Here is a 5,642-nt window from a genome sequence, read left to right on the forward strand (position 1 = left end):
TGGTCGACCATATTACACAAACGGGGAAACTATCGCAAAGCATTTGACAATTTTGAGGTTACAAAAGTTGCCAATTATGATGAATCAAAAATAGAAGCTCTGTTGCAAAACAAAGGTATTGTACGGAATCAGTTGAAAATACGAAGTGCAATTAAAAATGCCAGGGTATTTATTACGATTCAAGAAGAATTTGGCTCTTTTGACCACTATATTTGGAAATATGTAAACCATAAACCCATTGTGAACCATTGGAATAAACAGGAAGATGTGCCAGCTGAAACAGCATTATCAAAGACAATATCCAAAGACCTGATAAAACGGGGAATGAGTTTCGTTGGACCGACTATCATATATGCCTATATGCAGTCTATTGGCATGGTCAATGATCATCTTACAAGCTGTTTTATTCACCCTGAATAATACACAGCGTATTTCATTAAATATGGTTATTAGTTTGCTTTTATCTAAAAATTACTAATTTCAGGCTTTTCTATTAATGGCAATAAAAGATAATATACATATTCATTCATCAAAGTACACATCACTTCTGAAGGTTATTATTGCGGTATGTACAGGCATTCTATCCTTACTGGTGTCTCAGTTTAATATTAATGTAGATCTTGGGCACATACAATTTAATTTTCCCTGGTCTGTAGGGTTACCACTCCTTATTGCGATAACATTTGGAGGAAAATACGGCTTCCTGTCAGGTATAACCGGCGGAGCACTTTATCCATTGCTTTTATGGCCCCAGGAGGGTTATGCAAATTTGGCTGTAGTGATGCTATTACTTAGCTTATATTACGTATCGGGCAGCGTAATTCACGGTCACCATTTAAAACATAAATACCCGCTTACAATAAAAATTATTTTTTTAGGCATTTTAGCTTCGGTTGGCTATACCATTATTTATTTAGTATTATATAATCCCTTGCTGAACTTGAATCCTGCTTTTTGGCAAACCGAAACAATTAATCATCTTGATATTTCTATTTTAAAGGCCTTTGCCATAAAAGATACGCTGAATTTTGTATTTATGATAATAACAGCAGAGCTTTTCTTTAAGCTCCCGGCAATCAGAACCATACTGGGAATAAGTTCTATGAAGTTCATGCGTAAAAACAATGGAATTTTTGCCCTGTGCATACTTACTTCAGTATTTATGTGGCTAACTTTTATCGGACTCGACTATTATTTATTGCGCAGTGTAGAAAATCAATCTCATTATTACGACAGCATTGCACTGTTTATCACAATGGCTACCGGAGTAATAGTAGCCCGAGTACTTATTCGTTTTATAGAACACAGACTGCAAGCAGAAAATGCTTTGCTTTTAAGTGAAGAAAAATTCCGCATGATTAGTGAAAATGCCTACGACCTTATTGCTTTACACAACATTGACGGTTATATAAAATATGTATCACCATCTATTAAAAAATTCACTGGTCTACCGCCAGAAAAAGTTATAGGTAAACATGTTACTTTATTTTTGCATCCTGATGACTGGCCAGCATTTAAAAAAAGTCGAAAAAAAATAATTGAAGAAAATCCTTATTTAAAAATTAAACAACGAATAAAACACGCAGATGGACATTACACCTGGGTGGAATCTAACGGACAGTTAATACAAACTAAAGATGATAATGAAACATACGTACAGGTTGTAAGTCGTGATATTACAGACCAAATTAAAGCAGAAGCAGCACTTCGTGAAAATGAACAAACACTCACCAACATTTTTAACCATGCGCCTTTTACAATGCTTTTGCTAGATGGCGAAATGAAAATTGTCAAGATCAATACCAATCCTTTGCTTACAAAAGAAATGCAATCAAATGCTCTGAGCGCAACTATTGGAGAAACTTTCAGGTGTATTGAACCAACCAGAAATAATATGCCATGCGGAGCAGGCCGTTGGTGTAAAAATTGTATTATCAAAAAACTATTCAACGAGGCTTATCAGCACAACCGTGCTTATCAGAAACATGAAGGCTCAATAATTATCCAGGGAAGAGAAGGTATGCAAAGGCATACTGTGCTGGTCTCCTCCTCGTTGCTATACCGCAGAGAAAAGAAATATGTGCTTATTACAATAGACGACATTACAGACCGCAAGCAAATGGAAGTGCAACTCGAAAAGGCGAAAGAAAAGGCAGAAGAGAGCGATAAACTCAAGTCGGCATTTCTGGCCAATATGAGTCACGAAATACGTACCCCCATGAATGGCATAATTGGTTTTGCCCGCATGCTTAAAGAGCGCAAAAACCTCATTCACAAAACAGACAGGTACCTCGACATTATTATGGAGAATAGCAAACGCCTCATGGTATTGGTAAACGATATTCTGGATATTTCGGGTATTGAAAGCGGTCGTTTGAAATTTCTTTACAAAAACATCCATCTGAAAAACATGCTCGATGATATTTATGATTTTATCAAGCCCACGGCCCAAGAGAAATCATTGAAGCTCCATATTTCGAAACCCGCAAATGGACCCGATTACATCAGAACAGATGATGCGAGATTGAGACAGGTATTGATTAATTTATTGAACAACGCCATGAAATTCACCGAAAAAGGAGAAATTGAATTTGGCTACACAATAGAATCCGAGGCGATTAGATTTTTTGTGCGTGATACAGGCATCGGTATACCGGAAAGTGAAAAAAACAATATTTTCCTGCGCTTCAGGCAGGTAGAGCAGGATTTCACCAAAGTTAAGGGTGGCACCGGACTCGGACTCTCAATTTCTAAAAAAATAGTTGAGCATTGGGGTGGGGAAATTTGGGTAGATTCTACACCCCAAAAGGGCTCAACTTTTTATTTTACTATTCCGCTCAACAAACATAAATAATTGATTATCAGTACATTGATTAATAAGCTTTATATTAACCGCAAACAATCCAATCAAATATTTCAATTCAACTTTCTATGGATCAGTTGAAAAAGTTGTGGGCTTTTTAATAACGGTTGAATTTTTTTAATAGAATAGAACGCGGGTTATACAGGTTAATTAATCCAAATATCATATGTTTACTCTCTGCAGCATAGGGTTCGGTAATTATTTTAAAAAAATAACATGTCAGATATCTTAAATAAGCTGATTTTCACAGATAAGGAGAAGCATAATTGTGGCTTTTTACAAAAAAATCTGGTAATGAAACCCCAAAAATTCCAATCATAACCCCAAGCGTTATCAGTATTCATCGGTTTATCGCAGATATTTATAGAAAAATGCTTAGCTGATAAGTATTTATCAGTCCATTATTTTTTCTAATGGAATTAGCCGTTTAATCTGCGTTCTATTGTTATTTACGGGAGTTCGTTCAGGTTACATCTGAAATGTTTTTGCATTCTAACAATTCAAACCATGTCTTTATGCTGAAGCATCAAATGGGTTGTAATATATTCGACATAGACAATTCAATACTAATCCACAACTTTATAAAGTACTCCCTTTCTTTCCGGTTTTTTGTATTTTTTTACTTCAGCAGACCAAACTCCACGCTTAGCGTTGGGATATACAAGGGCGTTTCTTTATTAAAATTTGCAATAAAGTCCACCCCAACACTCATAAACCTGAATGGGATATATTTTACACCGGCTTTAATGGATAAACCCACAACCCAAATATCTTCAGTAGCATAGGTATTGCCACCGTCATCGAACTCAATAATTTCGTTTGTTCGTTTGGTTTTTAGAAACGGGGCAATACCGCCTAAATACTGTATGCGTATTTTACCACGGTCGAGGTTTTTGCCAAGCATAAAGCTGTAATGCTCATAAGTTTCTAAAGGTCTGTCGGAACTGGCTATGCTATGCTCTTCCAGTACATGGTAACCGGCACTGTAAACCATCTTATCCCAGGCAATGTCCACATCTCCACCATAAACCAGACCATCTTTATTGAAAAACCCGGCCTGTGGGTTTAAAGCAAATCCCTGAAACCCTGTTTGGGCTTGCACAGCATTAAAACTGCATAAAATTGATAATACTAAAGCTGATACAATTACTTGTTTTTTCATTTTTTTTGGGCAAAAATAGCAGATCAATAAAGCTTTGCAAAATGTTTTATCTTAAATCAAGTCAACCCATAAATATTAACAGATACCTGTCACCGCCATAAATGGTGGCGCAATGAGTATTTCTTTCTCAAGGATGCAGTAACGCAGCAAACGTGCTAAGATAATGACATGCATAATCCAGGTTAATTTTCGATATATTTTCAGGTAAGTACAGAAATTCCAAAAACTCCTGTAGTTACTGATGTAAATGACCAAAATATTAACCTATTCACGGAAATAGAGTTTTAATAGAAAAGGAAGCTCTTCATTCTCAGGAGCTATACGAATGGCTTTTTGCAACTGATTGTAAAGTAACCGTTTATCGTTGCGCAACATACCCTCCAGCCCCCGGGTCATCATTTTATTGGCTTCAATGAAGCGTTTCATTTTCATGGTGTCGGGAATATTGTGGAATACGCGGAATACTCCATCGCGGTTAAAATTCAAATAGGCCAGGTTTTGTGGCAAATTTTCTTCACGAAAAACACTAAAATCGAAAAACTCCACATAGGAGCGATTATCGGTATTAATTTTTATCTCTTTCGGGAAATCCTCAATGGCCAAAGGGTCGAAAATTAAGTTGGCCGCCAAATGATACGGATTGGCATAAAAATACGGGTCTTTTGGGAAATCGGCAATCCTACTGCTCCATTTTTCAAAATCGATTTTTACCGGATCGGTACTTCCCATCAGCACAGCGTGGTAGTGGCCAAGCCACACGACAGTGTGCGGAAAAACATGATGAAAGGTTTTTATTAATCCCAGCAAGTCGTCCCTGTTCAGCTTATGCAAAGGTAAATACTGGGTGACCATACCTCCCGGGTTCAGGTGCTTTTTATAAAGCTCAAAATAGGCTGTTGTATAGAGGTTTCCGGAGCCAAGCACCGGGTGCGTAGGATCGCTGGAAATGAGGTCGTAAGTTTCGGAGGTGGATTGTAAAAAATGCCGGCCATCGTCGCCATGTATGGTCAGTCGCGGATCGTTTACAATATTGTTGTTCAATGCACTGTAGTATTTCGCCGCTTTTTTAAGTCCGGGCACCAATTCCACACAATCGATCCGCTCTATTTCGCCGTGCGAGGCAATGGCAGAGGTTGTAACGCCAATACCAAAACCCACAATCAGAGCTTTTTTGGCCTCGAGTCCGGCAAAAAAAGGCATGTGCCCCACCATTTTTACCGCCTTAATAGCATCGTAACTCGAACCAATAACCGAAGCATTGTTTACATAAGTAGATTTTACCGAATTGTTGCCTTCACTCACTTCACCAACAACCAAGGTACCTTGTACAGCCTCGTTGTAATGCAACACTTTTTTATCCTCAAGGTGAAAAGAGGGTGGTAAAATGCGCATATGCAATCCGGAGATAGTAACCAAAAAAAGCAGGGCAATGGATACCAGCGCCATGATACGGGGATTTTTGCGGTCGCTTTCAGGCAAATGGCGCAGGGTAAACACAAGGGCTAAAAAAAGCAATATGGCCACCAGCAAAATACTCCTGCCCGTACCTGCCAGCGGGATAAATAAAAATGCAGCAATTAGCGGTCCAACAAAAGACCCCAACGCATTGGCCAGCAT

4 protein-coding genes are annotated in these 5,642 nt (G+C 38.1%); 2 read left to right on the forward strand and 2 right to left on the reverse strand.

The features are described 5' to 3' along the window. Positions 1 to 420 (forward strand): DNA-3-methyladenine glycosylase I (locus VJ937_RS14490; protein ID WP_324068286.1); only part of this gene is annotated, 420 nt, incomplete at its 5' end. 76 nt (positions 421 to 496) lie between these two features. After that, complete coding sequence (locus VJ937_RS14495; protein WP_324068288.1) at positions 497 to 2,854, forward strand: PAS domain S-box protein; 2,358 nt, start codon at positions 497 to 499, stop codon at positions 2,852 to 2,854. Positions 2,855 to 3,482: 628 nt separating this feature from the next. On the opposite strand, the gene VJ937_RS14500 is transcribed toward VJ937_RS14495, so the two are convergent. Together VJ937_RS14500 and VJ937_RS14505 are read right to left on the reverse strand one after the other, a co-directional pair. Next, positions 3,483 to 4,025, reverse strand: a complete 543-nt coding sequence (locus tag VJ937_RS14500) for a hypothetical protein (RefSeq protein WP_324068290.1) — start codon at positions 4,023 to 4,025, stop codon at positions 3,483 to 3,485. A 264-nt stretch (positions 4,026 to 4,289) separates the two neighbouring features. Beyond that, the coding region (locus tag VJ937_RS14505) for a fused MFS/spermidine synthase (RefSeq protein WP_324068292.1) at positions 4,290 to 5,642 on the reverse strand (1,353 nt) is incomplete at its 5' end.

Source organism: Salinivirga sp., assembly GCF_035268865.1.
Lineage (GTDB): Bacteria > Bacteroidota > Bacteroidia > Bacteroidales > Salinivirgaceae > Salinivirga.